Source organism: Streptomyces sp. NPDC048257, assembly GCF_043201855.1.
In the GTDB taxonomy this organism is placed as follows: domain Bacteria; phylum Actinomycetota; class Actinomycetes; order Streptomycetales; family Streptomycetaceae; genus Streptomyces.
Map to the genome: position 1 here is coordinate 118,786 of NZ_JBICZI010000016.1, position 23,134 is coordinate 141,919.

The 23,134-nt window shown below is 71.9% G+C and carries 25 protein-coding genes and 1 pseudogene; 9 read left to right on the forward strand and 17 right to left on the reverse strand.

Translation table 11 applies throughout. The annotated features are described in order from the left end of the window. Window positions 1–96: 96 nt before the first annotated feature. From rlmB to ACGFZK_RS26450, 5 genes are all read right to left on the reverse strand, one after another. The gene (rlmB, locus tag ACGFZK_RS26430) at window positions 97–1,068 is read right to left on the reverse strand and encodes a 23S rRNA (guanosine(2251)-2'-O)-methyltransferase RlmB (RefSeq protein ID WP_382549280.1); all 972 of its coding nucleotides are present in this window, start codon (window positions 1,066–1,068) and stop codon (window positions 97–99) included. 95 nt (window positions 1,069–1,163) lie between these two features. Then, window positions 1,164–2,570, reverse strand: a complete 1,407-nt coding sequence (cysS, locus tag ACGFZK_RS26435; protein ID WP_393851340.1) for a cysteine--tRNA ligase — start codon at window positions 2,568–2,570, stop codon at window positions 1,164–1,166. A gap of 94 nt (window positions 2,571–2,664) precedes the next feature. After that, the gene (ispF, locus tag ACGFZK_RS26440; RefSeq protein WP_393851341.1) at window positions 2,665–3,186 is read right to left on the reverse strand and encodes a 2-C-methyl-D-erythritol 2,4-cyclodiphosphate synthase; all 522 of its coding nucleotides are present in this window, start codon (window positions 3,184–3,186) and stop codon (window positions 2,665–2,667) included. Beyond that, window positions 3,176–3,922 carry a 2-C-methyl-D-erythritol 4-phosphate cytidylyltransferase gene (gene ispD, locus ACGFZK_RS26445; protein WP_393851342.1) on the reverse strand — a complete coding sequence of 249 codons (747 nt, stop codon included), beginning with the start codon at window positions 3,920–3,922 and terminating at the stop codon, window positions 3,176–3,178. Before ispD ends, ispF begins: the two co-directional genes overlap by 11 nt. A gap of 271 nt (window positions 3,923–4,193) precedes the next feature. Continuing rightward, on the reverse strand, window positions 4,194–4,676 hold the full coding sequence (locus ACGFZK_RS26450; protein WP_003953493.1) for a CarD family transcriptional regulator: 483 nt from the start codon (window positions 4,674–4,676) through the stop codon (window positions 4,194–4,196). A gap of 649 nt (window positions 4,677–5,325) precedes the next feature. On the opposite strand from ACGFZK_RS26450, the gene ACGFZK_RS26455 reads away from it, so the two are divergent. Next, the gene (locus tag ACGFZK_RS26455; protein ID WP_393851343.1) at window positions 5,326–6,015 is read left to right on the forward strand and encodes a DUF461 domain-containing protein; all 690 of its coding nucleotides are present in this window, start codon (window positions 5,326–5,328) and stop codon (window positions 6,013–6,015) included. 336 nt (window positions 6,016–6,351) lie between these two features. Here the strand turns inward: ACGFZK_RS26455 and ACGFZK_RS26460 are convergent, their stop codons facing one another. Beyond that, window positions 6,352–7,032, reverse strand: coding sequence for a response regulator transcription factor (locus tag ACGFZK_RS26460; protein WP_030387286.1), 681 nt, complete (start codon window positions 7,030–7,032; stop codon window positions 6,352–6,354). Window positions 7,033–7,073: 41 nt separating this feature from the next. After that, entirely contained in the window at window positions 7,074–8,273 is a 1,200-nt protein-coding gene (locus tag ACGFZK_RS26465) for a sensor histidine kinase (protein WP_393851344.1), read from the reverse strand. Between the two features lie 217 nt (window positions 8,274–8,490). Between ACGFZK_RS26465 and phoU the strand changes: the two genes are divergently transcribed. From phoU to ACGFZK_RS26480, 3 genes are all read left to right on the forward strand, one after another. Further along, a complete protein-coding gene (gene phoU, locus ACGFZK_RS26470; RefSeq protein ID WP_393851345.1) occupies window positions 8,491–9,168 on the forward strand; it encodes a phosphate signaling complex protein PhoU in 678 nt (225 codons plus the stop codon). Window positions 9,169–9,311: 143 nt separating this feature from the next. After that, entirely contained in the window at window positions 9,312–9,461 is a 150-nt protein-coding gene (locus ACGFZK_RS26475) for a hypothetical protein (protein ID WP_393851346.1), read from the forward strand. A 141-nt stretch (window positions 9,462–9,602) separates the two neighbouring features. Beyond that, window positions 9,603–10,082 (forward strand): hypothetical protein, encoded by a 480-nt coding sequence (locus tag ACGFZK_RS26480; RefSeq protein WP_393851347.1) that lies wholly within the window; start codon window positions 9,603–9,605, stop codon window positions 10,080–10,082. A 15-nt stretch (window positions 10,083–10,097) separates the two neighbouring features. On the opposite strand, the gene ACGFZK_RS26485 is transcribed toward ACGFZK_RS26480, so the two are convergent. Next, entirely contained in the window at window positions 10,098–10,655 is a 558-nt protein-coding gene (locus tag ACGFZK_RS26485) for a TetR/AcrR family transcriptional regulator (protein WP_393851348.1), read from the reverse strand. Window positions 10,656–10,752: 97 nt separating this feature from the next. Between ACGFZK_RS26485 and ACGFZK_RS26490 the strand changes: the two genes are divergently transcribed. Then, window positions 10,753–11,346, forward strand: coding sequence for a DUF2867 domain-containing protein (locus ACGFZK_RS26490; RefSeq protein ID WP_393851349.1), 594 nt, complete (start codon window positions 10,753–10,755; stop codon window positions 11,344–11,346). Between the two features lie 58 nt (window positions 11,347–11,404). Here ACGFZK_RS26490 and ACGFZK_RS26495 read toward each other — a convergent pair whose 3' ends face one another. Next, window positions 11,405–12,166, reverse strand: coding sequence for a phosphoglyceromutase (locus ACGFZK_RS26495; RefSeq protein WP_393851350.1), 762 nt, complete (start codon window positions 12,164–12,166; stop codon window positions 11,405–11,407). Between the two features lie 154 nt (window positions 12,167–12,320). On the opposite strand from ACGFZK_RS26495, the gene ACGFZK_RS26500 reads away from it, so the two are divergent. Continuing rightward, a complete protein-coding gene (locus ACGFZK_RS26500) occupies window positions 12,321–13,619 on the forward strand; it encodes an MDR family MFS transporter (protein ID WP_393851351.1) in 1,299 nt (432 codons plus the stop codon). A gap of 73 nt (window positions 13,620–13,692) precedes the next feature. On the opposite strand, the gene ACGFZK_RS26505 is transcribed toward ACGFZK_RS26500, so the two are convergent. Together ACGFZK_RS26505 and mshA are read right to left on the reverse strand one after the other, a co-directional pair. Beyond that, entirely contained in the window at window positions 13,693–14,178 is a 486-nt protein-coding gene (locus tag ACGFZK_RS26505) for a YbjN domain-containing protein (RefSeq protein ID WP_393851352.1), read from the reverse strand. Beyond that, window positions 14,171–15,541, reverse strand: a complete 1,371-nt coding sequence (gene mshA, locus ACGFZK_RS26510; protein WP_393851353.1) for a D-inositol-3-phosphate glycosyltransferase — start codon at window positions 15,539–15,541, stop codon at window positions 14,171–14,173. The genes ACGFZK_RS26505 and mshA overlap by 8 nt, the downstream gene beginning before the upstream one ends. Before the next feature lie 219 nt (window positions 15,542–15,760). Here mshA and ACGFZK_RS26515 point away from each other — a divergent pair, with 219 nt between their 5' ends. From ACGFZK_RS26515 to ACGFZK_RS26525, 3 genes are all read left to right on the forward strand, one after another. Continuing rightward, window positions 15,761–16,582: a class I SAM-dependent methyltransferase gene (locus ACGFZK_RS26515; RefSeq protein ID WP_393851354.1), complete on the forward strand. Its 822-nt coding sequence runs from the start codon at window positions 15,761–15,763 to the stop codon at window positions 16,580–16,582. 263 nt (window positions 16,583–16,845) lie between these two features. Then, window positions 16,846–17,886, forward strand: coding sequence for an NlpC/P60 family protein (locus tag ACGFZK_RS26520; RefSeq protein ID WP_393851355.1), 1,041 nt, complete (start codon window positions 16,846–16,848; stop codon window positions 17,884–17,886). A gap of 452 nt (window positions 17,887–18,338) precedes the next feature. After that, window positions 18,339–19,679: a PP2C family protein-serine/threonine phosphatase gene (locus tag ACGFZK_RS26525; protein ID WP_393851356.1), complete on the forward strand. Its 1,341-nt coding sequence runs from the start codon at window positions 18,339–18,341 to the stop codon at window positions 19,677–19,679. A gap of 19 nt (window positions 19,680–19,698) precedes the next feature. Here the strand turns inward: ACGFZK_RS26525 and ACGFZK_RS26530 are convergent, their stop codons facing one another. The 6 genes and pseudogenes from ACGFZK_RS26530 to ACGFZK_RS26555 all read right to left on the reverse strand — a co-directional run. Continuing rightward, a complete protein-coding gene (locus tag ACGFZK_RS26530) occupies window positions 19,699–20,043 on the reverse strand; it encodes a DUF2516 family protein (RefSeq protein WP_393851357.1) in 345 nt (114 codons plus the stop codon). A 141-nt stretch (window positions 20,044–20,184) separates the two neighbouring features. Further along, on the reverse strand, window positions 20,185–20,757 hold the full coding sequence (locus tag ACGFZK_RS26535) for a hypothetical protein (RefSeq protein WP_393851358.1): 573 nt from the start codon (window positions 20,755–20,757) through the stop codon (window positions 20,185–20,187). A gap of 23 nt (window positions 20,758–20,780) precedes the next feature. Beyond that, the gene (locus ACGFZK_RS26540) at window positions 20,781–21,164 is read right to left on the reverse strand and encodes a helix-turn-helix domain-containing protein (RefSeq protein WP_390801262.1); all 384 of its coding nucleotides are present in this window, start codon (window positions 21,162–21,164) and stop codon (window positions 20,781–20,783) included. Window positions 21,165–21,257: 93 nt separating this feature from the next. After that, the gene (locus tag ACGFZK_RS26545; protein WP_393851359.1) at window positions 21,258–21,605 is read right to left on the reverse strand and encodes a DoxX family protein; all 348 of its coding nucleotides are present in this window, start codon (window positions 21,603–21,605) and stop codon (window positions 21,258–21,260) included. A 140-nt stretch (window positions 21,606–21,745) separates the two neighbouring features. Next, a complete protein-coding gene (locus ACGFZK_RS26550) occupies window positions 21,746–22,519 on the reverse strand; it encodes a putative protein N(5)-glutamine methyltransferase (protein ID WP_393851384.1) in 774 nt (257 codons plus the stop codon). Between the two features lie 53 nt (window positions 22,520–22,572). Then, a pseudogene (locus tag ACGFZK_RS26555) lies at window positions 22,573–23,046 on the reverse strand (sigma-70 family RNA polymerase sigma factor); the annotation flags it as partial. Between the last annotated feature and the right edge of the window lie 88 nt (window positions 23,047–23,134).

The window sequence follows — 23,134 nt, forward strand, 5'->3', positions numbered from 1 at the left end:
TGTGTCCGAGACCCGTCAAGATCAAGCCACCCCGCCCGAATCGGGCGGGGTGACACGCTCACGGGTCACATTCCCTGAGCCAAGTGGATCAAGCGATCAGACGCGGCCGCGGTCGGCGCGGCGGCGGGCCGCCTCGTAGAGCACGACGCCCGCGGCGACACCGGCGTTGAGGGACTCGGCGCCGCCCGGCATGGGGATGCGCACGAGGTAGTCACAGTTCTCGCCGACGAGCCGGCCGAGGCCCTTGCCCTCGGAGCCGACGACGATGACGACCGGGCCGGCGAGCTCGGCGAGGTCGTTGACGGTGTGCGTGCCCTCGGCGGCGAGGCCGACGATGGTGATGCCGGCCTTCTTGTAGTCCTGGAGGGCGCGGGTCAGGTTGGTGACGCGGGAGACCGGGGTACGCGCGGCGGTGCCGGCCGAGGTCTTCCACGCACCGGCGGTCATGCCGGCGGCGCGGCGCTCGGGGATGACCACGCCGTGGCCGCCGAAGGCGGAGACGGAACGGACGATCGCGCCGAGGTTGCGCGGGTCGGTGACCCCGTCGAGGGCGACGATCAGCGGGTCCTCGCCGTTGTCGTACGCGGCGGCGGTGAGGTCCTCCGGGTGCGCGTACTCGTACGGCGGGACCTGGAGGACCATGCCCTGGTGGTTGAGGCCGTTCGTCATCCGGTCGAGCTCCGGGCGCGGGGCTTCCATCAGGTTGATGTTGCCGCGCTCGGCCGCGAGCTGGAGGGCCTCGCGGACCCGCTCGTCGTTGTCGATGAACTGCTGCACGTACAGCGTGGTGGCGGGAACGCCGTCACGCAGCGCCTCGAAGACCGGGTTGCGGCCGACCACCATCTCGCTGGTGCCCTTGGGGCCGCCGCGGCGGGGGGCCGGGCGGCGCTTGGCGGCCTGCCGGGCCATCGCGTTGCTGATGCGGTTCGCCTTGTGCTTCTTGCGGTCCTCGGCCTTGGGCGTGGGGCCCTTGCCTTCCAGGCCCTTGCGCCGCTGGCCACCGCTGCCGACCGTCGCGCCCTTCTTGTTGGACGTGCGGCGGTTCCTGCGCTGGCTGTTCCCGGCCATGACTTCTACCTGTTTTCGTTGGTGCTGCGGTATGTACGTATGAAGAGTGTGCCGCCCGGAACGCCGGGCAGCACACCAAGCTCAGCTGCCCGGACTCAGCGGGGACCGAGCGTCCAGCGCGGACCCGTCGGGCTGTCCTCGATGACCAGCCCGGACTGCTGGAGCTGGTCGCGGATCGCGTCGGCGGTCGCCCAGTCCTTGCGGGCCCGGGCGGACTCGCGCTGCTCCAGGACGAGTCGTACGAGCGTGTCCACGGCGCCGTGGAGCTCCTCGCCGCGGTCGGACCCGTGCCCGCCGTCCCAGTGGGGGTCGAGCGGGTCCAGGCCGAGGACGCCCAGCATGGCCCGCACCTCGGACAGGCGCGCGATGGCCGCGTCCTTGTCGTCGGCGGCGAGCGCGCTGTTGCCCTGGCGGACGGTGGTGTGGACGATGGCGAGCGCCTGCGGAACGCCCAGGTCGTCGTCCATGGCCTCGGCGAAGGCGGGCGGGACCTCGCGCGCCGGCTCGACCGGGCCGCCGGCCTTCTCGATGACGCGCTGGTAGAAGCCCTCGATGCGGGCGAACGCCGACTCGGCCTCGCGCAGGGCCTCCTCGCTGTACTCGATCATCGACCGGTAGTGCGGGGTGCCGAGGTAGTAGCGCAGGACGATCGGGCGCCACTGCTTGACCATCTCGGAGACGAGCACCGAGTTGCCCAGCGACTTGGACATCTTCTCGCCGGACATGGTGACCCAGGCGTTGTGGACCCAGTACGTGGCGAACTCGTCGCCGAAGGCCCTGGCCTGGGCGATCTCGTTCTCGTGGTGCGGGAAGATCAGGTCGAGCCCGCCGCCGTGGATGTCGAAGGCCTCACCGAGGTACTTGTGCGCCATCGCGGAGCACTCCAGGTGCCAGCCGGGACGGCCGCGGCCCCACGGGGTCTCCCACGAGGGCTCGCCGGGCTTGACCGACTTCCACATGGCGAAGTCGCGGGCGTCGCGCTTGCCGGTCTCGCCGGTGCTCTCCGGCTGACGGATGTTGTCGAGCTCCTGGCGGGAGAGCGAGAGGTAGCCGGCGTACGACTTCACGTCGAAGTAGACGTTGCCCTCGGACTCGTAGGCGTGACCGCGCTCGATGAGGCCGCGCATCATCTCGACCATCTCGGTGACGTGTCCGGTGGCGCGCGGCTCGTAGGTGGGCGGGAGGCAGCCGAGGGCGGTGTAGCCGTCGTTGAAGGCGCGCTCGTTCTCGTAGCCGATGGACCACCACGGGCGGCGCTGCTCGGCGGCCTTCGCGATGATCTTGTCGTCGATGTCCGTGACGTTGCGGATGAAGGTGACCTCGTAGCCCCGGTACTCGAACCAGCGGCGCATCATGTCGAAGTTGAGGCCCGAGCGGATGTGCCCGATGTGCGGGGCGGCCTGCACCGTGGCGCCACAGAGGTAGATCGAGACACAGCCCGCGGTGAGCGGGGTGAAGTCGCGGATCTGCCGGGCGCTGGTGTCGTACAGGCGAATAGTCACGGCATCCAGGGTAGTGGCCCTGTAGCAGTGCCCCGCGACCCTTTACGGACCCGGGGCACCTTTGTTGCCGAAGATGTTCGGTTGCTACGGGTACTCAGGCCCGGTTCGTCCGGTACACGAGGGCCGTGGCGATGGCGGCGAGCCCCTCGGCCCGGCCGGTGAGGCCCAGTCCGTCGGTGGTGGTGCCGGACACGGAGACGGGGGCGCCGGCCGCGGCGGCGAGCGCCTTCTGCGCCTCTTCGCGCCGCTTGCCGATCTTCGGGCGTACGCCGATCACCTGGATGGCGATGTTGCCGATCTCGAAGCCCTCGGCGCGGACGATCCGGGCCGCCTCCGCCAGAAGGGTGACGCCGGCGGCGCCGGACCACTCGGGGCGGGAGGTGCCGAAGTGCGCGCCGAGGTCACCGGCACCGGCGGCGGAGAAGAGGGCGTCGCAGGCGGCGTGGGCGGCGACGTCGCCGTCGGAGTGTCCGGCGAGGCCGTCCTCGCCCTCCCACAGCAGGCCGGCGCACCACAGCTCGCGGCCGGTCTCGAAGGCGTGCACGTCGGTGCCGATGCCGACGAGCGGGATCAGCGGACCGGCCGAACCGGCGGGCGCGGTGGGACTAGTAGGCATCGGTGGCCCTCCTGCGGGCGAGTACGGCCTCTGCGAGGACCAGGTCGAGCGGGCGGGTGACCTTGAAGGCCTCCTCGTGGCCGGGGATCACCACGACGGTGACACCGAGCCGTTCCACCATTCCGGCGTCGTCGGTGGCGCCCTCGCCGTCGACGGCGATCGCGGCGTGCGCACGCAGGAGGGTGGCGACGTCGAAGCCCTGCGGGGTCTGCACGGCGCGCAGCCGGGCCCGCTCGGGCGTGCCGAGGACCGGCTCGGGCTCGCCGGGCCTGCCGGGCTCGACCTCCTTGACCGTGTCGGCCAGGGGCAGGGCGGGCACCACGGCGGGCGCCCCGGCGCGTACGGCCTCGATGACCGAGTCCACGGTGTCGACGGGGACGAGCGGGCGGGCCGCGTCGTGGATGAGCACGGAGGTGACGTCCGCCGGCAGCGCGTCCAGACCGGCGCGTACGGACTCCTGGCGGGTCTCCCCGCCGGGGACGACCAGCAGCTCGGTGCGCTCGGGCAGTGCGTGCTCGCCCAGCATCAGGCGCACCTCGGAGACCTCGGCGCGCGGGGCGACGACCACCACGAGGGAGACCGCGCGGGAGCGGGCCATCGCGCGGACGGCGTGGATGAGCATCGGGGTACCGCCGAGGGCCCGCAGGGCCTTGGGGGCACCCGGACCGAGGCGTACCCCCCGGCCGGCGGCCGGGACCACCGCGGCGGTGCGGTGGGGACGCGTTACGTCAGACATCAGTAGCTCCGAGCCAGGTTTGTGACTTCGGCCGACATGGGTATGGCCTGAAGGGTGCCGGGTGCGACGCCCTCGCCCCTTCCGTGGACGACCGGTCGAGCAGGCTGCCCGGGCCCGGCGCGCCATCGCGATGGTGGCTGTGAGGCAGTGAACGCAAGAGGTACGGATACAGACATGCCGCAGCGCCCGGCAACAGGCCTCTCGTGGAGGAGAGACCTTGTCATCGGGCACCGCGGCAAGCTGTGCACCAGACGGTGCACGAAGCGTCGCGTCAGGACGCGAGCACCTCGTCGAGGAGGGCCTCGGCCTTGTCCTCGTTCGTGTTTTCAGCGAGCGCGAGCTCGCTTACCAGGATCTGGCGTGCCTTCGCGAGCATGCGCTTCTCACCCGCGGAAAGCCCGCGCTCACGCTCACGACGCCACAGGTCACGCACCACTTCGGCGACCTTGATGACATCGCCAGAAGCGAGCTTCTCCAGATTTGCCTTGTAGCGCCGGGACCAGTTCGTCGGCTCTTCTGCATACGGTGCACGAAGCACCTCGAAGACCCGGTCCAGCCCGTCCTGGCCGACTACGTCGCGAACGCCGACGAACTCCGCATTGTCCGCAGGCACACGAACCGTCAGGTCGCCCTGGGCGACCTTGAGCACCAAGTAGGTCTTGTCCACGCCTTTGATCTGACGAGTCTCAATGGCCTCGATCAGCGCGGCCCCGTGATGGGGATAGACCACGGTGTCGCCAACCTTGAACGTCATGTGACAGGTACCCCTTCCGTGGCTATCCAGGGTAACACGAGAACTGACTGTTATGAATGGCGTTTTCGCAGGTCAGGGCACCTCTCGGGGCTTGACAACAGCGACACGAACGTGCTGCGAAGGGCTTCCGGAGGGGGGTATTCGCAGGTCGGGGGCGCTGCGCGGACCGGGCGAAAGGGCCACGCTACACCTGCCCGGCACCCCCACCAGTGTGACGTACGTCCCGTTTTGCCGGTTTCGGAGTCGAGAAACCGAACTACTCCGTTCGACTGGCGGGCGCCTGTGGCGAGCGGGTTCCGGCCCAATCCTGAATTGATCACGAAGTGACGTTCGAGGGAATCCGGAAATTGATCAACGGGGGCCCGGCGCACGATATGTGAGCGCGTCAAGATCGGCGCGGCGAACGGCGCGGTGATCGGCGCGGCGAACGGCGTGATGATCGGCGCGGCGAACGACATGGCGAACGGCGAGCGGAATGCAAGATCGCGGGGCGCTCCCAGGGTGGCGGCTGCGCTGCGGAGGGTCGGGTGCGGGGGCGGGGCGGCGGCTCGGTAACCTAAGCCCGCTGACACACCCTTAGAGCGGCTTTACCTCGGCCGTTCCGAGCGTCCACCCGCCCCTTCCGTTCGTCCAAGGAGATGCCGCCGCCGTGAGCCGCAGCCTTCGACGCGGCGCCCTCGCCGCCACTGCCGTCGTGTTCTCGATCGCCTCGCTGGCCGCGTGCGGTGCGGGCCAGGACGCGCAGACCCTCCAGATCAAGCCGGACAACGCCGCCGCCACCAAGGGCGACATCGAGGTCCAGAACGCACTGGTGATCACCCAGGGCCAGAAGGGCGAGAAGGGCCCCGCGGTCGTCGCGGCGACGCTCTTCAACAACGGCACCAAGGCGCAGACCCTTGACGCCATCACCCTCCCGGGTGGCAAGGGCAAGGTCGCCCTGAAGCCCGCCGAAGGCTCCGGCAAGGTCACCGTGCCGGCCCTCGGCTCCGTGGTGCTGGGCGGCAAGGGCAACGCCTCCGCCGTGATCGAGGACGGTGCCGCGACCGTCCGGGACGGCGAAGTGCAGAAGGTCGTCTTCCAGCTGAGCAGCACGGGCGGCGTCGAGCTGGAGGCCTTCGTGGTCCCGGCCACCGGCGCGTACGCACCGTTCGGCCCCACCGCGGCCCCGGCCGCGGGCACCACCCCGTCCGGCTCCCCCTCGGGCACGCCGTCCGGCTCCCCGTCCGGCTCCCCGTCGGGCGCAGCCTCCGGTTCCCCCTCGGGCAGCCCGTCCGGCTCCCCGTCGGGCAGTGCCTCCGGTTCGCCGTCGGGTTCCCCCTCGCACAGCGCGGGCCACTGACGTACGCACAAGGAAAGGGCCCCCACCCGCACCAGCGGGTGGGGGCCCTTTCCGTACGGCCCGGTGCGCCCCTCGCACGGTGAGGCCCGGGGGCCTCACCGGCTTCGGGACGCTGTGCCGGCCTCCGGCCGGCCCCCTACCGCGCGGACGCCGTCGGCTTACGGCTCGAACTTGTAGCCCAGGCCGCGGACCGTCACCAGGTACCGCGGCGCGCCCGGGTCCGGCTCGAGCCCCACCTCGCGTGCGCCCCTCGCACGGTGAGGCCCGGGGGCCTCACCGGCTTCGGGACGCTGTGCCGGCCTCCGGCCGGCCCCGTACCGCGCGGACGCCGTCGGCTTACGGCTCGAACTTGTAGCCCAGGCCGCGGACCGTCACCAGGTACCGCGGCGCGCCCGGGTCCGGCTCGATCTTGGCGCGCAGGCGCTTGACGTGGACGTCCAGCGTCTTCGTGTCGCCGACGTAGTCCGCGCCCCAGACCCGGTCGATGAGCTGCATACGGGTCAGCACGCGGCCCGCGTTGCGCAGCAGCATCTCCAGCAGGTCGAACTCCTTCAGCGGGAGGTCCACCTTCCCGCCGGCGACGGTGACCACGTGGCGGTCGACGTCCATCCGTACGGGGCCGGCCTCCAGGGCCGCCGGGGTGACCTCCTCCGGCTCGCCGCGGCGGCGCAGGACCGCGCGGATGCGGGCGACCAGCTCGCGGGAGGAGAAGGGCTTGGTGACGTAGTCATCTGCTCCTATCTCCAGCCCGACGACCTTGTCGATCTCGCTGTCCTTGGCGGTCACCATGATCACGGGGACGTTGGAGCGGCCGCGCAGCTGGCGGCAGACCTCCGTTCCGGGCAGGCCGGGGAGCATCAGGTCGAGGAGGACGAGGTCGGCGCCGTTGCGCTCGAACTCGTCGAGCCCGTCGGGCCCGGTCGCGGCGATGGCGACCTCGAAGCCCTCCTTGCGAAGCATGTAGGACAGGGCGTCGCTGAAGGATTCCTCATCCTCGACGACGAGCACTCGGGTCACGGAAGGACCTCCGGGGCAGGAATGGCTGGAGCGGTTCTGGGTCAGGCAGGGGTCGGGTGGGTGCGGGGAGCCGCCGCCGTGGCCGGCGCGGCTGCTTCGGGGAGTCGCAGGGTGAACGTGGAACCCTGGCCCTCCGAGCTCCATACCGACACCTCCCCGCCGTGCGAGGCCGCCACGTGCTTCACGATCGCAAGGCCGAGGCCGGTTCCTCCCGTGGCACGGGAGCGGGCCGGGTCCACGCGGTAGAAGCGCTCGAAGATGCGCTCACGGTCCTTTTCCGGGATGCCGATGCCCTGGTCGGTCACGGCGATCTCGATCAAGTCTCCCCCAGGAGCCGTCACCCTGCGTCCGGCGATGCCGACGCGGGTGCGGGCGGGGCTGTAGTTGACGGCGTTCTCGACCAGATTTCCGAGGGCGGCCGCGAGCTGTCCGCGGTTGCCCCAGACGCGCAGGTCGGCGGTGCCGCCGGCGGCCATGGTGATCTGCTTGGAGGACGCCGTGTGGCGGCAGCGGTCGATGGCCTCGGCGACCAGCGTGTCCACGCGTACGGGCTCGGCGTCCTCCAGCGGGTCGTCGTTCTGTACCCGGGAGAGGTCGATGAGCTCCTGCACGAGGTTGATCAGCCGGGTGGACTCGATCTGCATGCGGCCGGCGAAGCGGCTGACCGCCTCGGGGTCGTCCGCGGCGTCCATGACGGCCTCGGACAGCAGGGAGATCGCCCCGACCGGGGTCTTCAGCTCGTGCGACACGTTGGCCACGAAGTCGCGGCGTACGGCCTCGATGCGGCGGGCCTCGGTGAGGTCCTCGACCAGGAGGAGCACCAGGCGTGAGCCGAGCGGGGCGACGCGCGCCGAGACGGCGAGGGCCTCTCCCCGGCCGGTGCCGCGCCGGGGCAGGTCCAGCTCGACCTGGCGTATCTCCCCGTCGCGGCGGGTGTCGCGGGCCATGTGGAGCATGGGCTCCACGGCGAGCTTGCCGCCGCGGACCAGGCCGAGGGCGTACGCCGCCGAACTGGCCTTGACCACCGCGTCGCCCTCGTCCAGTACGACCGCCGAGGAGCGCAGCACGGAGAGGACGGTGTCCACGCCGGGCGGGAGCACCGCATTGATGTCGGGGCGCATGGAGCTCCGGGAGGGGCGGGCCTGGTCGCGCTCGCTCCAGCGGAACGCCAGCATCGCGATCACACCGGTGCAAAGACCGGCGATCGCTGCAGCTGCGGCGACCGCCGCGTTCACGTCCATGGATCCAGGTTAAGCAGGCGCGACGACACTTCCACAGCCGTTCGGGTGGCACCTCGAACAGTCGTCGCCCAGAGTTCACCCTGGCGACGGGGTTGATTCACTTGTGGTGTCGGAGTCGGACGCGTTTGCGGCTCACCGTGTCAACGTGGGGCCGCTGGCCGCCCCGGCCCGCCCACGGGCAGTACCGCAGTAGTAGGTCGAGAGAGGGACACGAGACATGCGCGACGCGTACCACGAGGAACTGGACTCGATCGGAGAAGGCCTGGTCGAGATGGCCCGGCTCGTCGGTTCCGCGATCGGGCGGGCCACGACGTCCATGCTCGACGCCGACCTGAAGCTCGCCGAGAGCGTCATCGCCGCCGACCAGAAGGTCGACGACCTCCAGCACGACCTGGAGGCCCGCGCCATCGCCCTGCTGGCCCGCCAGCAGCCGGTCGCCACCGACCTGCGCATCGTGGTGACCTCGCTGCGGATGAGCGCCGACCTGGAGCGCTCCGGCGACCTGGCGCAGCACGTGGCGAAGCTCGCGCGGCTGCGCTTCCCGGACCGCGCGGTGCCGCACGACCTGCACGCCACCATCCTGGAGATGGGTCAGCTGGCGCAGCGCCTGATGGCGAAGGCCGCCGAGGTCATCATCACGAAGGACGTGGACCTCGCCCTCCAGCTGGAGCAGGACGACGACGAGATGGACCAGCTGCACCGCACGCTGTTCCAGCACCTGATGGACGACCGCTGGAAGCACGGCATCGAGACGGCGGTGGACGTGACCCTGCTGGGCCGCTACTACGAGCGCTTCGCGGACCACGCGGTGTCGGTGGCCAAGCGCGTGGTCTACCTGGTGACGGGTGAGCACGCGGACGACCTCCAGCAGCCGACCCAGGTCGAGGGCATCTGACACCTGGTGTCCTGCGCGCGCGGAGCGGTGCCGAGCCCCAATGCGCCGTTGACGCGCGGGTACCGCTGGGCATGAATGAGGGCGAGGGCGGTCGTCGTACGAAGTCCCGTATGCCGCGGGGCACCGCCTCACGAGGAGGAACCATGCCCGATTCCCCCGTCCCCATCACCCCGGAGCAGGAGCAGCCGCCGAGGCTGGAGCCGCTGCGGCTGCCGCTGCTCGCGGCCTGCGGCTGTGGCTCCGGCTGCGGCTGCGGCTGCCAGTCCGGCGCCCCCTGCCAGTGCGGCGGCTGACCGCCTCCGCCGACTCCACGCGCACGACGGGCCCCGTCCGAGTTCCTCGGCCGGGGCCTTTCGCATGCGCGGGCGGGGAACCGTCGCACGCATCGGCACGTCCTAGACCCTGAACGTGTTCGAATCGATCTTGGAGTTGGCGTGCCGCGACGGACGAAATGGATGATCTCCCTGGCGGTCCTCTTCGTGGCCGCGGTGGAACTGCCCGCACTGGTCTGGTTCTGCGGGCTCCTCTACGCGCTGGAGCACGCCGGCGAGACGGAGACGCGCGCCACGGACTGCGGGAAGGCCATGACGGCGATCGGCTGGAAGCTGCCGCCCCGGACGGACCGCCAGCAGTGCTCCGAGATCCACGACCCGCTCTTCCCCAGCCGGTGGGAGGGAACGTTCCGCGCGCCCCGGTCCGAGGTCGCGGGCTGGATCGAGACCCGCCCCGCACCGCGGTACCCGCAGCAGCAGGCCGGCGACGGGCCGGTCGCGGACCCGAACGGACTCCACCTGAACCTCAGCTACCCGCGCTCGCCCAACTTCGGGAACGGCGGGATCGACCAGGTGACCGTCAAGGCCGTGTGGGAGGGCGAGGACAGCGCCGTCATCACGTTCGAGACCTTCGACGACTAGGCCCTGCCCTGGCGCCTACCTCAGGAGCCAGTTCTTCGTCAGCTCCATGACCTGCGCGCGCGTCCGGGCGCCGTGGTCGACGGCGATGAAGTGCTCGCCGATCCGCAGGGAGTAGGCGAGCAGGCAGCGGACCTCGACGTCGTCCTCGTCGGTGCAGATGGCGCGGAACAGCGAACGCAGGTACTCCATGCGGCGGTTGTCCGTACGCCGCAGTCGCCGCGCCACCTCCTCGTCGCGCCGGGCCCAGTCGCGGATCGCGAGCTCGGCCGTGGTGCCCCGGACCGGGCCGTCGGCCGACGAGGCGATCGCGAACAGCCTCTCCAGCTTGGCCCGCGCGTCTCCCCCGCCGCCCTCGACCTGCTCGATCACGGCCTCGGCGACCTCGTGCTCCCAGGTGTCGAGCATCTCGGTGAGCAGCGCGCCCCGGCTGCCGAAGTACCCGTAGAAGCCGCCCTTGCTGACGCCGAGCGCCTGCGCCAACGACTCGACGCGGACCGCCTCGGGGCCGCCGGCGGCCAGCGCGCGCAGCCCTTCCTCGATCCACTTGCCGCGCGGTGTGCGGGTCGCGCCCATGCTGTGCTCCTCCTCACACGGCCACCGATCTATACGGGGCCGTATAGATCGGTGCTAGCCTCGATGTATACGGCATCGTATAGATAGGGGCCATTCGATGAGACTCCCCACCACCGCACACACCTCCCGCCCCTGGCGGATCCACGAGATCGCCGCAGACTTCCAGGTCGAGGACGTGTGGGAGCTGCCGACCCCGGGCGGACCCGACGACCTGGCCCGCCTGGTGCGCCAATTCGCGCAGGACAGCGGGGACCCCGTCCCCTCCCCCGTGGCGCGCGCGCTCTTCGCGATCCGCTGGAAGCTCGGCGAGTTGTTCGGCTGGGACAAGCCCGACGGCGGCATCGGCGCCCGGGTCCCGACGCTGCGCGACCGTCTGCCGGCCGACCTCCGCGAGGGCGAGCGGGGACCGGACCTCGGATCGCTCCCGTTCACCTCCGTCTACCAGACCCACGACGAGTGGGCGGCGGAGACCGCCAACCGGACGATGCACGGGGTGCTGCACATCGGCTGGGTCCCGGACGGCAAGGGCGGCTACCACGGCCTGATGACCGTCCTGGTGAAGCCGAACGGCCGCCTCGGTGCCCTCTACATGCTCGGCATCAAGCCCTTCCGGTACCTCGGGGTCTACCCGGCCCTGCTGCGCTCGATCGGCCGCCAATGGCGCGAGAACGCACCCACGACCACGCCCTGAGCATGAAAACGCCTCCCACCCGCGCCGTACGCGCAGGGGGGAGGCGTGATCGCGAAGCCTACTTCTTCTTGCCCTGGTTCTTGACGGCCTCGATGGCGGCCGCCGCGGCCTCCGGGTCGAGGTAGGTGCCGCCCGGCTTCAGGGGCTTGAAGTCGGCGTCCAGTTCGTAGACGAGCGGGATGCCGGTGGGGATGTTCAGGCCCGTGATGTCGGCGTCGGAGATGCCGTCCAGGTGCTTGACCAGACCGCGCAGGGAGTTGCCGTGCGCGGCGACCAGGACCGTGCGGCCGGCCAGCAGGTCCGGGACGATGCCGTCGTACCAGTACGGCAGCATGCGCTCGACGACGTCCTTGAGGCACTCCGTGCGCGGACGCAGCTCGTTCGGGATCGACGCGTAGCGCGGGTCCTCGGACTGCGAGAACTCCGTACCGTCCTCCAGGACCGGCGGCGGGGTGTCGTACGAGCGGCGCCACAGCATGAACTGCTCCTCGCCGAACTCCGCGAGGGTCTGCGCCTTGTCCTTGCCCTGGAGCGCACCGTAGTGACGCTCGTTCAGGCGCCAGGAGCGGTGCACCGGGATCCAGTGGCGGTCGGCGGCCTCCAGCGCGAGCTGCGCCGTGCGGATGGCGCGCTTCTGGAGGGAGGTGTGCAGTACGTCGGGCAGCAGGCCGGCGTCCTTGAGCAGCTCACCGCCCCGGACCGCCTCCTTCTCGCCCTTCTCGGTGAGGTTGACGTCCACCCAGCCGGTGAACAGGTTCTTCGCGTTCCAGTCGCTCTCGCCGTGGCGGAGGAGGATCAGCTTGTACGGTGCGTCGGCCATGCGTACGAGCCTAGTGGACGCCCGCGGGCGCTCGCGCGCGGTGCGGGGGTCCCGCCGATTGACGGCGCGCGTCAATCCGGTGGTGCCCGGAGCCCTCCCACTCGTAATGTGCACGCAGTACGAATGACGCTTACACCTCCGGGGGGATCCCTTGATGTCCGCTGCCCGTTTCGGACAGGCCGCCCGCGAGAGCGTCTCGGGGCTGCCCGGGGCCTTCTGGTGGCTCTGGACGAGCACCCTGGTGAACCGGCTCGGGGCCTTCGTCGCCACCTTCATGACCTTGTACCTGACCCTGGAGCGGGGCTACTCGGCCTCCTTCGCGGGCCTCGTGGTCGCCCTCCACGGCCTCGGCGGTGTGATCTCCTCCCTGGTCGCCGGCGTGATGACCGACCGGCTGGGGCGTCGGCCAACGATGCTGGCGGCCCAGGCCTCGACCGCCTTCTCGGTGGCGCTGCTCGGCTTCATGCAGCACCCGGCAGCGATCTCGGCGGTGGCCCTGCTGGTCGGTATGACCTCGAACGCCTCCCGGCCGGCGGTCGCGGCGATGATGGCGGACATCGTCCGCCCCGAGGACCGTGTACGGGCCTTCGCGCTCAACTACTGGGCCATCAACCTCGGCTTCGCCGTCAGCGCGATGGCGGCGGGGCTGATCGCCGAGTACAGCTACCTGGCCGGCTTCCTGGGCGAGGCGGCGCTGACGCTGACCTGCGCGGTGCTGGTCTTCGTCAAGCTGCCCGAGTCCCGGCCGCAGGGTGCGCCCGCCGATGCGGGGAAGGGGGCCGCCGCGGAGCCCGCGATCGGGCTCGGCACGGTGCTGCGGGACGGGCGGTTCATGGGCGTCGTCGGGCTGTCGTTCCTGATCTCGCTGATCTTCACGCAGGGGTCGGTCGGCCTGCCGGTCGCGATGGGCGCTGCCGGCTTCTCGGCCGGGGACTACGGGCTGGTCGTCGCCGTGAACGGGCTGCTGATCGTGGTGCTGCAGATCCCGGTGACCCGGTTCATCGAGCACCGCGACCCGCAGAAGCTGCTGGTGATCTCGGCGCTGCTGGCGGGGTACGGCTTCGCACTGACGGCCTTCGCCGGACCTTTGTGGGCGTACGCGCTGACGGTGGGCGTGTGGACGCTGGCCGAGATCGTGAACTCGCCGACCCAGATGGGCCTGGTGGTGCGGCTCTCGCCGGTGCACGGGCGCGGGCGCTACCAGGGCGTCTACTCGATGTCCTGGTCGGTGGCGGCGCTGGTGGCGCCGCTGATGGCCGGCTTCCTGATCGACCGGTTCGGCGCGGACTGGCTGTGGGGCGCCACGGGCGTCCTCGGCACCGTGGCGGGGGCCGGCTACTGGCTGCTGATGCGGCGGCTCCCCCGGGGCGATGCAGGTGTGGCCGCCGGGGCCGGCGCGCAGGACGGGACCGAGGTGACGGCGAAGCCTGCGGCGGCGGCCGGGGTGGCATAGCCACCGGGCTCCGCCAGGACCGGGCGCCGCCGCAGGCCCGCGCCTCGCACGCCGGCGGGGCCGGGTCCGCGCGCTACGACGGCTGCGTCAGGTGCTTGAAGGCGTCGAGGTTGAAGGTCGGCTCGCCGCGCGAGACCCGCCATGCGTACTCGCGCCGGATCGCGCTCGCGAAGCCCAGCTCCAGCAGGGTGTTGAAGGAGCCGTCCGCCGCCTCCAGGACCGTGCCGAGCAGCCGGTCCAGCTCGTCGGGGTCGACCACCGACAGCGGGAGCCTGGCCGTCAGGTAGATGTCGCCGAGGCGGTCCACCGCGTACGCCATGCCGTACAGCTTGAGGTTGCGCTCCAGCAGCCAGCGGTGGACGCCCGCCTCGTTCTCGTCGGGGTGGCGGATCACGAAGGCGTTGACCGACAGCGAATGACGGCCGACCTTGAGCGAGCAGGTGGTGCTCAGCTTGCGGGTGCCGGGGAGCTGGACGACGTACGACCCCGGCTCGGGGCTCTCCCAGCTCAGCTCCGCGCCGGTGAGCGCGCTCTCGATGATCTCGGCGGTGTCAGCCATGGTGGGAGCGTACGCGACGGCGGTGATCATGCATGGCCGCCGTGTAGACGTCGGCCGTGCCGCTCGCCGCGGTGTCCCAGCCGAAGAACTGGGCGTGCCGCGCCGCCTCGGCGCCCATCCGGTCCGCGAGCCCGGGCTCGTCCACGAAGCGCCGCAGCTCCCGCGCGTAGTCCACCGGGTCGTGCCCGGGTACGAGGATCCCCGTGACCCCGTCGTTGACGGCGACGGGCAGCCCGCCCACCGCGGCGGCGAGCACCGGCGTGCCGGCGGCCTGGGCCTCTATGGCGACGAGCCCGAAGGACTCGCTGTACGAGGGCATGACCAGCACCGACGCCGCCCGGAACCAGTCCGCGAGCCCGTCCTGCGCGACCGGCGGGTGGAAGTGCACGAGGTCGGCGATCCCGAGCTTCGCGGCGAGCTTCTGCAGGCCCTCGGGCTTGGCGAGGCCGCTGCCGCTGGGGCCGCCGACGACGGGGACGAAGAGGCGGCGGCGCAGCGACGGGTCCTGGTCGACCATGACGGCGATGGCGCGCAGCAGGATGTCGGGGGCCTTCAGTGGCTGGATCCGCCCGGCGAAGAGGGGGATGACGGCGTCCTGCGGCAGGCCGAGGCGGGCGCGGGCGGCGGCCCGGCCGTCGCCCGCGGTGAAGCGGTCGAGGTTCACGCCGGGGTGGACGACGGCCACCTTGGCGGGGTCGGCCTCGTAGTGCCGGACGAGTTCGTCGGCCTCCTCGGCGGTGTTCGCGATGAGCCGGTCGGCGGCGGACACGATCTGGGTCTCGCCGATGACGCGGGCGGCGGGCTCGGGCGTGTCCCCCTCGGCCAGGGCCGCGTTCTTGACCTTCGCCATGGTGTGCATGGCGTGCACGAGCGGTACGCCCCAGCGTTCGGCGGCGAGCCAGCCCACGTGGCCGGAGAGCCAGTAGTGGGAGTGGACGAGGTCGTAGTAGCCGGGGCGGTGGCCCGCCCAGGCCTGCATCACGCCGTGGGTGAAGGCGCACAGCTGGGCCGGGAGCTCCTCCTTGGCAAGGCCTTCGTACGGGCCCGCGTCCACGTGCCGTACGAGGACCCCGGGGGCCAGGTCCACCACGGACGGCAGCCCGCCGGTGGTGGCCCGGGTGAAGATCTCGACCTCGATGTTGATCGCGGCGAGCCGCTTGGCCAGCTCCACGATGTAGACGTTCATCCCGCCGGCGTCGCCGGTGCCGGGCTGGTGCAGCGGTGAGGTGTGCACGCTGAGCATGGCCACGCGACGGGGCTTGCGGTGGTGGCCGACGGCCGGCAGGCGCAGCCGGGGTGGCTCGTGGCGGGTGGCACGGGCGGCGGCGAGGCGACCGCTGAGGCGGGACACGTACTGGCTCAAGGGACCAGTCCTCTCGGCTCGGACGGTGCGCTCACGACGCTCGGACGGCATGCCGGACGGCATGACGGCGAGGACGCGGAAGGCGCCCCTGCAAGGAGTGCAACCCGGATGGCCGTCCCCCGCATTCCGGGGTGTCCGGTTTTCCTGGAGGATTCCTCGTCTCCGGTGCCGCGCCACGGGATTTTCCCGGTGCGCGGGCCCTCCGCTTACCCTCGGCTCATGGCCTCCCGCAGTACCCCGCCCTCCAGCCGCGCGCCCGGCCGCCCCGTGGGCTCGGTGACGCGCGGGACGACGAATCCGAACCGGTTGCGCCGGATGGACCGCTGGATCGCGGCCACTCACGGTGCCGCGCTGCGGCGCGCGGAGGCGCCGGTCGCGGTGGACCTCGGCTACGGGGCCGCGCCGTGGACGGCGGTCGAGCTGCTGGCGCGGCTGCGCGACGCGGCGCCGCGGGTGCGGGTGGTCGGCATCGAGATCGAGCCGGCGCGGGTGGCGGGGGCGAAACCGTACGAGCGGGAGGGGCTGAGCTTCCGGCACGGCGGTTTCGAGGTGCCGCTGGACGGCGGGGCCCGCCCGATGCTGATCCGCGCGGCGAACGTTCTGCGCCAGTACGACGAGGAGCAGGTCGCGGCGGTCTGGGCGCGGCTGTGCGAGCGGCTGGCCCCGGACGGGCTGCTGGTCGAGGGGACCTGCGACGAGATCGGGCGGCGGCACGTGTGGGTGGCGCTGGGCCCGGAGGGGGCGCGCACGGTGACCTTCGCGACCCGGCTGGGCTCCCTGGAGCGCCCTTCGGACCTGGCGGAGCGGCTGCCGAAGGCGCTGATCCACCGGAACGTGCCGGGCGAGCCGGTGCACGCGTTCCTGCGCGACTTCGACCGGGCGTGGGCGGCGGCGGCTCCGTACGCCGCGTACGGGGCCCGGCAGCGCTGGATCCGGACGGCGCGGGCCCTGGCGGGCGACTGGCCGCTGGTGGACGGGCCGCGGCGGTGGCGGCAGGGGGAACTGACGCTGCCCTGGGAGGCGTTGCGCCCGGTGGGGTGAATGCGGCGTACCGGGGAACCCGCGGCGGGGGTGGCCCGTTGGGCCGTGAGGGGCAGGGGACGGGCGTCCGTTGGGGCGGACAAGATCGGAACGCCGTCCACAAGGGTGTCGGATTTCATCGACTCGTGGCACCATCCCGATGGCAGTGAGAAGTTACTGATGAATAGTCAGATCTGATACGAGGTCTGACTCGGGTGCCTGGGGGGACCATGGGAGCCGTAAGGCGACGGCGAGGCGCAAGCTCACTCGTGCTGCTGTGCACGATGGCGATACTGACGGCGCCGGGCCTCGCGGCGGGCATGGCGTACGCGGCTCCGGCCTCGCCCGCCGCACCGGCGGCTCCGGCCGCTCCGCTGCCCGAACCGGGCGGCAAGTCCCTGGAGCAGGTCCGCAAGGAGATCGAGGAGCTGTACCGGCAGGCGGGCACCGCCACCGACGCGTACAACCTCGCCGAGGCCGAGACCAAGGCCCAGTCGGACAAGATCGTCGAGATCGCCAAGCTCGTGGTCGCGGGCAAGGAGAAGATCACCGCCCTGAAGAACCGGGCGGGAGCCGCGGCGCGCGCCCAGTACCGCTCGGGCGGGATGCCGGCGGGCGCGCAGCTGGCGCTGAGCGACGACCCGAACCAGTTCCTCGACGGGGCGGGCCGGCTACGCCAGGGCGAGAAGGCCACCTCCGGCATGCTCTCCGAACTGGACCGGACCCAGGCGGACTTGCAGCGCTACGCCCAGGAGGCGAGCGAGCGCTGGGCCACCCTGGAGGCCAACCGGATCAAGCAGGAGGGCTCCAAGAAGCAGGTCGAGGAGAAGATCAAGGCTGCGGAGGAGCTGGAGAGCAAGCTGGAGGCCGAGGAGAAGGCCCGGCTGATCCAGCTGGAGCAGGAAGCCCAGTACAAGGCGCAGTCGGCGTGGCTGTCGACGGGCGCGATGAAGGACGTCAACGGCAAGGCGACGGAGGCGGGCAAGCGGGCCGTCCAGTACGCCACCGCCCAGATGGGCAAGCCGTACGAATGGGGCGCCGAGGGTCCGGCCTCGTTCGACTGCTCCGGGCTGACCTCCCAGGCCTGGCTGGCGGCGGGCCGCGGCATCCCGCGCACCTCGCAGGAGCAGCTGCGGCTGCTGCCGAAGGTCGCGCTGAAGGACATGCGGCCGGGCGACCTGATCATCTACTTCGACGACGCGAGCCATGTCGGCATGTACGTCGGAGACGGCGCGATGGTCCACGCGCCGAGGCCCGGGCGGAACGTGACGATGGCGGGTGCGGGGTCGATGCCGATCAAGGCGGTCGTCCGCCCCGACGCGTAGCCCCTGCGGGGTTGCCCGGCCTGCGGGTACCTGCGCGTGCGTAGCCCCTGCGGGGGTGCTCGGCCCGCGGGCACCTGCGGGTGCGAAGCCCCTGCGGGGGTGCTCGGGCTGCGGGTGCGTATGTGGGTGCCCGCCGTGCGTACGCGGGTGCCCGGGGGTGCCGGCGCGGATGCCTGGGGGTGGGGCGGCCCTGCCGGGGCTTCCGCACCGGAGCCGCTCCTTGGACGCCGGGGGAGCCCGGAGGCAACCGGGTGGGGGTGGGATACGTCTCGCTGGGCGGGACGGAGTGCGGTCCCTTCGTGACCTTTGTCATCCAGTGAGGCCGATTTTCCCCCGCGATAGCCGCATATGACGGAGGCCCTCGCCAAGAACGGCATTCCGTTTGCCGGGCCCGGACCGCTAGGGTCTGCCGGACGAGCGCACCCTCGGGGGGAGGGAAGGAACCGGAGACGATGCCCGTACCCGTACCGCGGCAGAGGGACACCCCGGCCACGGAGAGCGGTCAGGCCGTTCTGTACACCGCCGCCCCGGCCGCAGCCGCAGCCGCCCCGGGCGCCGCGCAGGCGACCCCTCACGCGACTCCACTGACCCTGCTGGTCATCGAGGACGACCCGGCCGGCGGCCTCACCGTCCCCGAGATCCTCGACGCGGACGGCCATCGCATCCGGCTCCGCACCGCCCGCAACCTCACCGAGGCCGAGCGGCTGCTCACCCCCGACGTGCACTGCATCCTGCTGGACCTGTCCCTCCCGGACACCAGCGCCCGTACCCCCGGCGCCACGGCCACGGCCACGTCCACGGCCACCGCCACCGCCGTGGACCAGCTGCTCGCCCTCCGCCAGGTCCTCCGCCTCGCCCCGCGCCACGCCGTCCTCGTCCTCACCGACGAGGACGACGCCGAGCGCGCCGCCGAGGCCGTCCGGGTCGGCGCCCAGGACTTCCTCTTCCGGGACGAGCTGGACGGCCGGCTGCTGAGCCGTGCCATCCGCTACGCCGTGGAGAGAAAACGGGCGGACATCGCCCAGTACAAGCTTGCAGAATCGAAACTGCGCGCCCAGGAGAACGCCCGCCTCGAGCGGGGCCTGCTCCCCACGCCCCTCCTGGAGGGCTCCGACCTCCGCTTCGCCGCCCGCTACCGCCCCGGCCGCAGCCGGGCCCTGCTCGGCGGTGACTTCTACGACACCGTCCGCACCCCCGACGGCACCGTCCACGCCATGATCGGCGACGTCTGCGGCCACGGCCCCGACGAGGCCGCGCTCGGCGTCGAGCTCCGCATCGCCTGGCGCGCCCTGACCCTGGCCGGCCTCTGCGGCGACGACCTGCTGGCCACCCTCCAGGAGGTCCTGGAGGTGGAGCGGCCCTGCGAGGAGATCTTCGCGACGCTGTGCACGGTCGACATCGCCCCGGACGGCCGCCGCGCCGGCCTGTGCCTGGCCGGCCATCCGGCACCGCTGATCTCCCGGCCGGGCCGCCGCGCGCAGCTGCTCCCGTACGAGAACAGCGGCCCGGCCCTCGGGCTGCTGCCCCGGGCGCGCTGGCCGCGCCGCCAGGTCGAGCTCGGTGGCAGCTGGAGCCTGATGCTCTACACCGACGGCCTGATCGAGGGCCGCATCGGCGAGGGCAGGGAACGCCTGGGCCAGGACGGCATGGTCGACATGATCAACCGCCACCTGGACCGCGGTCTGAGCGGTGAGGGCTTGCTGGAGGCGTCCGTCACCGAGGCCCGCCGGCTCAACGGCGGCGAGCTCACCGACGACGTGGCCGTGGTCCTGCTCTCCCGCGCCGAGGGCTGAGCCCGGGCGGGCTCGGGAACTACCGCCCGCCGTTGTAGGGCCCGTACGGCCCGTCACTGCTGCTGCCACCGCGCCGGCCGCCCCGGCCGCCGCCCGAGACCTGCTTGAGGGCCGGGCGCACGTCGACGAAGAACACGATGGTCGCCACGAGACCGGCGATCTGCAGGAACAGCAGTCCCAGGAAGAAGTCCACGGCCACGGTGACGCCGAGGATGACCAGCCAGAAGGTCTTGGTCTGCTTGTCGGCCGCCCGGTAGGCGTCCTCCCTCGCCAGCAGCGCGAACACGAAGGCCACGACGGCGAGGACCAGCATGGCGAGCCCGAGGAACGGGATCACGCCTTGGTCAAACCCATCCATCAACATCGCTTCGACCGCCTTCTTCGCTTCTGCTTCGCTCTTCCGGTGCCGCCCGGCTCCACGCTACCGGCAGGGGCGCCTTCATGAACCACAACGGGCCGGGCACCTGAAGGGTGCCCGGCCCGCCGTCGCTCATGCGGTTCCGCTTCAGCTCGCGTCGTCCGCCGTGACCGTGGCCTTCTTGGCCGTGCTCTTGCGCGCGGGGGACTTCCTGGCGGCCGGCTTCTCCTCGGCGGCGGCCTCGGCCACCGGCTCGGACGCCGGCTCGGCGGCCGCGGCTTCCGCCGGCTTCTGCGCCTTTTCCGACTCGGGCTCGACGACCACGGCGATGTCGACGATCTCCGCGGAGAACTCGCCCCGCCAGTTCCGCACGGCCTGCTCGCCGTGCTCGGCGACCTTGTCGTACGTCTCCTTGGCGCGCACCGCGTACTCGGCGGCCACACCGACACCGCGCAGCGCCAGGTCCTGGGCGGTCTCCCCGAGCTTCTTCGGGTCGATCGCGCCGAGCACCTCGGCGACCTTGGCGGTGACCGCGTCCTGGACGGCCTTCGGGTCCGTGTTCTTCACGGCCTCGATGCGCGCGGGGGCCTCGGCGCGCAGCTGCTCGATCAGGTCGGGCACCTTCTTGGCCTGCTGCACGGCCAGGTCGGCGGTCCCGGCGGCGAAGTAGAGGGGAGTGGGGTCGGTGAGGGTCTTCTTCAGGTCATCGGCGATGGCCATGTGCTGGTCCTCCCGGAGCAACTTCAGTTCGGCTTCGACGGCATCTCGTCGGCGGGCGCATCGAGTGCGTTCTCCTTGCGGAACGACTCGTAGATCTGGAGCAGCACCTGCTTCTGCCGCTCGTTGATGGACGGGTCGGCGAGTATGACGGCTCGCGTCTCCACCTCGTCCGGGTCCCGCTCATCCAGGATCCCGGCCTGCACGTACAGCGTCTCCGCGGAGATCCGCAGCGCCTTGGCCAGCTGCTGCAGGATGTCCGCGCTCGGCTTGCGCAGCCCGCGCTCGATCTGGCTCAGGTACGGATTCGACACCCCCGCCTGCTCTGCCAGCTGGCGCAGCGAAAGCTGGGCCTGCCGGCGCTGCTCACGGAGGTACTCGCCGAGATTTCCGACGTTGAGCGATGCCATGCTTCGATCCTGCCCGACTCTGCTAACTATTGCAAGCGCCGCGCTTGCAACGTCTCCCACCCGGATCGGACGCCCCGCCGAGGGCCCCTGCGCTCAGCCGTTGAAGCCGAGGACCAGGGCGACGACCGCCGGGGCCGCGTAGATCACCGGGAAGGCCACGTGGGCGTACGACTTCGCCCGCAGCACCGTGACCACGGCCCCCAGGAAGTACAGACCCACCCCGACCGCCGCCGCGATCCCGACCACCGGCACGAACACCCCCACCACCAGACCCACCGCCCCCGCCGCCTTCGCCACACCGAGCCAGGTCCACCACGACCGCGGAACCCCGTACTCAAGCAGCGGCTCCACGACCCACTTCGCCTTCAGGAACACCGACGCAGCCGAGAAGCCGACCATGAACGCACCGACCAGGGCGAACACAACAGCAGTGGTGGACATCAGACGCTCCCCTTCGGGCGGGCCCCGGAGCGCCCTCGCCCCGGTCTCGTTCCCGCCACCCTCACTCCACTGACCCGCCCCACCCCCCACATGTGACGACCCCCGCGAAAAAACTTCGTCCCCCGCGAAACGGGGCCGCGTCAGGCGGCGCCGATCACCACCGTCGCGTACAGCTCCTCCGAGGTGACCGCCCGGACCGCGAGACCCGCCGAGGTCAGGGCCGAAGCCGTCGACGGGGACTGCCGGGCGCTCGTCTCGATCAGCAGGTGACCCCCCGGCGCCAGCCAGGGCAGGGCGCCAGCCGCCACCCGGCGGTGGATGTCCAGGCCGTCGGCCCCGCCGTCCAGGGAGACCCGCGGCTCGTGGTCCCGCGCCTCCGACGGCATGAAACCGATCTCCTCCGTCGGCACGTACGGGGCGTTGACCACCAGCACGTCCACCCGGCCGCGCAGCGAGGAGGGGAGCGCGGCGTACAGGTCGCCCTCCCACACCCGGCCGCCGTACGGGGCCACGTTGCGCCGCGCGTACACCAGCGCCGCCGGGTCGATGTCCGCCGCGTGCAGTTCCACGACGCCCGGCAGCTGCGCGGCCGCCACCGCCGCGCCCAGGGCGCCGACCCCGCAGCACAGGTCCAGCACCACCCCGCCGGGCCGGACCAGCGCCACCGCCTCCTGCACCAGGAACTCGGTGCGCCGGCGCGGTACGAAGGCGCCCGCGCCGACCTCCATGCGCAGCCCGCAGAACTCCGCCCAGCCGACCACGTGTTCCAGCGGTTCGCCGCCCACCCGGCGGGCCAGCAGCTCCGCCAGGTGGTCCGTGCCGGTGGCGGCCCCGGTCAGGAGCTCCGCCTCCTCCTCCGCGAAGACGCAGCCGGCCGCGCGCAGGGATTCCACAAGTGACGTCAAATGGCTCAGTCCTCGGTAAACGATGCAGTGCTCAGTGATCGATTGTCCGCCGCGGCTCCGGCGTCCGGCGTCGGTGCCCCTCCCCGCACGCGCTGCCGCGCACGGCTCGCCAGCTGCCTCGCGGCGTCCGGGCTCCGCTCCACGATGGCCCCGATCTCGGCGAACGGCAGCCCGAACAGGTCGTGCAGGACGAACGACATCCGCTCGGCGGGCGGCAGTTGCTCCAGTACGACGAGCAGCGCGAGCCCGACCGGATCCGCCAGCAGCGCCTCCGGCCCGGGCTCCGGCGGCGCCGCAGAGCCCGCCGCGCCGTTGCGGGAGCGCAGCCGCTCCACGCAGACGCGCGCGACGACGGTGGTCAGCCAGTCGCCCAGGTGGTGCGCCCCGTCGGCCTCCGCGCGCTCGATGCGCGACCACGCCTCCCCGACGGCGTCCTCCGCCTCGGCCGGCGAGCCGAGCATCTGCCGCGCCACCGCCCGCAGCCGGTCGCGCCGCTCCTCGAACCGCGCCGCAAGGTACTCGCTGTCGCCTGTCATACCGGGCTCCCCTCGTCCGTACTCCCGTATCCGTCACCACGCTGACCGAAGCCGGCCCGCGAATGTGACGTGGGGAGCGGTGGGCGAG

Coding starts and splice junctions, on each gene's coding strand:
- ACGFZK_RS26520 (WP_393851355.1), top strand. CDS start 16,846: ATGGCGATACTGACGGCGCCGGGCCTCGCGGCGGGCATGGCGTACGCG.
- ACGFZK_RS26485 (WP_393851348.1), bottom strand. CDS start 10,655: ATGGGCGCGACCCGCACACCGCGCGGCAAGTGGATCGAGGAAGGGCTG.
- ACGFZK_RS26490 (WP_393851349.1), top strand. CDS start 10,753: ATGAGACTCCCCACCACCGCACACACCTCCCGCCCCTGGCGGATCCAC.
- ACGFZK_RS26465 (WP_393851344.1), bottom strand. CDS start 8,273: ATGGACGTGAACGCGGCGGTCGCCGCAGCTGCAGCGATCGCCGGTCTT.
- phoU (WP_393851345.1), top strand. CDS start 8,491: ATGCGCGACGCGTACCACGAGGAACTGGACTCGATCGGAGAAGGCCTG.
- ACGFZK_RS26530 (WP_393851357.1), bottom strand. CDS start 20,043: ATGTTGATGGATGGGTTTGACCAAGGCGTGATCCCGTTCCTCGGGCTC.
- ispD (WP_393851342.1), bottom strand. CDS start 3,922: ATGTCTGACGTAACGCGTCCCCACCGCACCGCCGCGGTGGTCCCGGCC.
- ACGFZK_RS26525 (WP_393851356.1), top strand. CDS start 18,339: ATGCCCGTACCCGTACCGCGGCAGAGGGACACCCCGGCCACGGAGAGC.
- rlmB (WP_382549280.1), bottom strand. CDS start 1,068: ATGGCCGGGAACAGCCAGCGCAGGAACCGCCGCACGTCCAACAAGAAG.
- ACGFZK_RS26505 (WP_393851352.1), bottom strand. CDS start 14,178: ATGGCTGACACCGCCGAGATCATCGAGAGCGCGCTCACCGGCGCGGAG.
- ACGFZK_RS26495 (WP_393851350.1), bottom strand. CDS start 12,166: ATGGCCGACGCACCGTACAAGCTGATCCTCCTCCGCCACGGCGAGAGC.
- ACGFZK_RS26535 (WP_393851358.1), bottom strand. CDS start 20,757: ATGGCCATCGCCGATGACCTGAAGAAGACCCTCACCGACCCCACTCCC.
- ispF (WP_393851341.1), bottom strand. CDS start 3,186: ATGCCTACTAGTCCCACCGCGCCCGCCGGTTCGGCCGGTCCGCTGATC.
- ACGFZK_RS26500 (WP_393851351.1), top strand. CDS start 12,321: ATGTCCGCTGCCCGTTTCGGACAGGCCGCCCGCGAGAGCGTCTCGGGG.
- ACGFZK_RS26450 (WP_003953493.1), bottom strand. CDS start 4,676: ATGACGTTCAAGGTTGGCGACACCGTGGTCTATCCCCATCACGGGGCC.
- ACGFZK_RS26475 (WP_393851346.1), top strand. CDS start 9,312: ATGCCCGATTCCCCCGTCCCCATCACCCCGGAGCAGGAGCAGCCGCCG.
- ACGFZK_RS26545 (WP_393851359.1), bottom strand. CDS start 21,605: ATGTCCACCACTGCTGTTGTGTTCGCCCTGGTCGGTGCGTTCATGGTC.
- ACGFZK_RS26515 (WP_393851354.1), top strand. CDS start 15,761: ATGGCCTCCCGCAGTACCCCGCCCTCCAGCCGCGCGCCCGGCCGCCCC.
- ACGFZK_RS26540 (WP_390801262.1), bottom strand. CDS start 21,164: ATGGCATCGCTCAACGTCGGAAATCTCGGCGAGTACCTCCGTGAGCAG.